The 3,097-nt window shown below is 48.3% G+C and carries 2 rRNA genes; both read right to left on the bottom strand.

Annotation, left to right across the window (positions count from 1 at the left end):
• Positions 1-3: 3 nt before the first annotated feature.
• Positions 4-115, bottom strand: a 5S ribosomal RNA gene (gene rrf / locus EG242_RS14660).
• A 145-nt stretch (positions 116-260) separates the two neighbouring features.
• Positions 261-3,097: ribosomal RNA gene (locus EG242_RS14655) — 23S ribosomal RNA — on the bottom strand; the annotation flags it as partial.

The following is a 3,097-nucleotide window of genomic DNA, read 5'->3' as shown; positions in this document are numbered from 1 at the left end:
AAAAAAAGGCGGCGACATACTCTCCCACATTAAAATGCAGTACCATCTGCGCAATCGGGCTTAACTTCTCTGTTCGGAATGGGAAGAGGTGAGCCCCGATGCTATAACCACCTTAAGCTTTTTGCTTCGCGCTGTAGGCTATATGCCGTATGCGGTAAGCTTATACTGTTAACATATTTTCGATACTTTCTTGTAGATATTTATTAGCTTATAGCTTAAGGCTTTAAGCCTAAAGCTGTTATTTATAAAGCAATCTCTAGAGCACATAAGCTTACGGGTTATTAGTACTACTTGACTATGACATTACTGCCTTTACATCTGTAGCCTATCAACGTAGTCATCTTCTACGACCCTTTAAAGAAATCTCATCTTGTGGTGGGTTTCGCGCTTATATGCTTTCAGCGCTTATCCCTGCCCAACGTAGCTACTCAGCGATGCACCTGGCGGCACAACTGATACACCAGAGGTTGGTCCAATTCGGTCCTCTCGTACTAGAATCAGATCCACTCAAATTTCTAACGCCCACAGTAGATAGAGACCGAACTGTCTCACGACGTTCTGAACCCAGCTCGCGTGCCACTTTAATGGGCGAACAGCCCAACCCTTGGGACCTTCTCCAGCCCCAGGATGTGACGAGCCGACATCGAGGTGCCAAACCCCCCCGTCGATATGAGCTCTTGGGGGAGATCAGCCTGTTATCCCCGGCGTACCTTTTATCCTTTGAGCGATGGCCCTTCCATGCGGAACCACCGGATCACTATGCTCTACTTTCGTACCTGATCGACTTGTAGGTCTCTCAGTCAAGCTCCCTTATGCCATTGCACTCTACGCACGGTTACCAAGCGTGCTGAGGGAACCTTTAGAAGCCTCCGTTACTCTTTTGGAGGCGACCACCCCAGTCAAACTACCCACCAAGCAATGTCCCCCGCCTTGCGGGGTTAGATCTCAGATAAGCAAAGGGTGGTATTTCAACAATGACTCCACAACGCCTAGCGACGCCGCTTCATAGTCTCCCACCTATCCTACACATCACTTATCCAAGAACAATACTAAGCTATAGTAAAGGTGCACAGGGTCTTTTCGTCCCACTGCGGGTAATCGGCATCTTCACCGATACTACAATTTCACCGAGCTCATGGCTGAGACAGTGTCCAGATCGTTACACCATTCGTGCAGGTCGGAACTTACCCGACAAGGAATTTCGCTACCTTAGGACCGTTATAGTTACGGCCGCCGTTTACTGGGGCTTCAATTCAATGCTTCTCCGAAGATAACATCTCCTCTTAACCTTCCAGCACCGGGCAGGTGTCAGGCCCTATACTTCATCTTACGATTTGGCAGAGCCCTGTGTTTTTGATAAACAGTCGCCTGGACCTTTTCACTGCGGCCCCGATTGCTCGGGGCGACCTTTCTCCCGAAGTTACAGGTCTATTTTGCCTAATTCCTTAGCCATGAATCTCTCGAGCACCTGAGGATACTCTCCTCGACCACCTGTGTCGGTTTGCGGTACGGGTTGTAATAATCTATGTTTAGAAGCTTTTCTTGACAGCCTTTAGGTACACTATCTCTTTGCCCGAAGGCTCCGAGTACTATCGCATTTCTCCAAGTCTGACGCATTTTACTATCAAACCTATAGGTACGTGCTTCAACGAACTATTCCGTCAGTTCGCGGTACTTTCACCACTGTGTCACTCCATCACAACTATTACAAGTACGGGAATATTAACCCGTGGGCCATCGACGTCCCCCTTCGGGTGTGCCTTAGGTCCCGACTAACCCACAGCTGATTAGCATAGCTGTGGAAACCTTGGTCTTACGGTGTGCGGGTTTCTCGCCCGCATTATCGTTACTTATGCCTACATTTTCTTTTCTAAACAGTCCAGCAATTCTCACAAATCACCTTCTACCCAGTTTAGAATGCTCCCCTACCACTTACAGTATTACTGTAAATCCATAGCTTCGGTAGTATACTTATGCCCGATTATTATCCATGCTCGATCGCTCGACTAGTGAGCTGTTACGCACTCTTTAAATGAATGGCTGCTTCCAAGCCAACATCCTAGCTGTCGGGGCAATCAAACCGCGTTTTTTCAACTTAGTATACATTTGGGGACCTTAGCTGATGGTCTGGGTTCTTTCCCTCTCGGACATGGACCTTAGCACCCATGCCCTCACTGCTGTAAATCATTTAATAGCATTCGGAGTTTGTCAGGAATTGGTAGGCGGTGAAGCCCCCGCATCCAATCAGTAGCTCTACCTCTATTAAACTATATCAGCGCTGCACCTAAATGCATTTCGGGGAGTACGAGCTATTTCCGAGTTTGATTGGCCTTTCACCCCTACCCACAGATCATCCCAAGACTTTTCAACGTCAACGGGTTCGGTCCTCCATTTGGTGTTACCCAAACTTCAACCTGTCCATGGGTAGATCACACGGTTTCGCGTCTACCATTACTGACTATAGCGCCCTATTAAGACTCGCTTTCGCTTCGGCTGCGTACCTGAAGTACTTAACCTTGCCAGCAACGGTAACTCGTAGGCTCATTATGCAAAAGGCACGCCGTCACCCCACTTAAGGGCTCCGACCGCTTGTAGGCGTATGGTTTCAGGATCTATTTCACTCCGTTATTCACGGTTCTTTTCACCTTTCCCTCACGGTACTGGTTCACTATCGGTCTCTCAGGAGTATTTAGCCTTGGCGGATGGTCCCGCCGGTTTCAATCAAGGTTTCACGTGCCCCGACCTACTCAGGATACCACTATCTAATGCATCGCTTACCTATACGGGACTATCACCCTCTATGGTTCATCTTTCCAGATGATTCTAATTCGCTTTGATTAAAATGTCGTGGTCCTACAACCCCAAAATTGCCGTAACAACTTTGGTTTGGGCTTTTCCGCGTTCGCTCGCCACTACTTACGGAATCACTTTTGTTTTCTTCTCCTCCGCCTACTTAGATGTTTCAGTTCAGCGGGTTTGCTCTCCTATCGGAGTGACATGTCTTCAACATGCCGGGTTGCCCCATTCAGATATCTGCGGATCACTTCGTGTGTGCCAATCCCCGCAGCTTTTCGCAGCTTATCACGTCTTTCTTCGC

It is taken from the genome of Paenimyroides viscosum, from assembly GCF_003858535.1.
GTDB lineage: Bacteria > Bacteroidota > Bacteroidia > Flavobacteriales > Flavobacteriaceae > Flavobacterium > Flavobacterium viscosum.
This window is presented reverse-complemented; position numbering and strand designations above follow the sequence as displayed.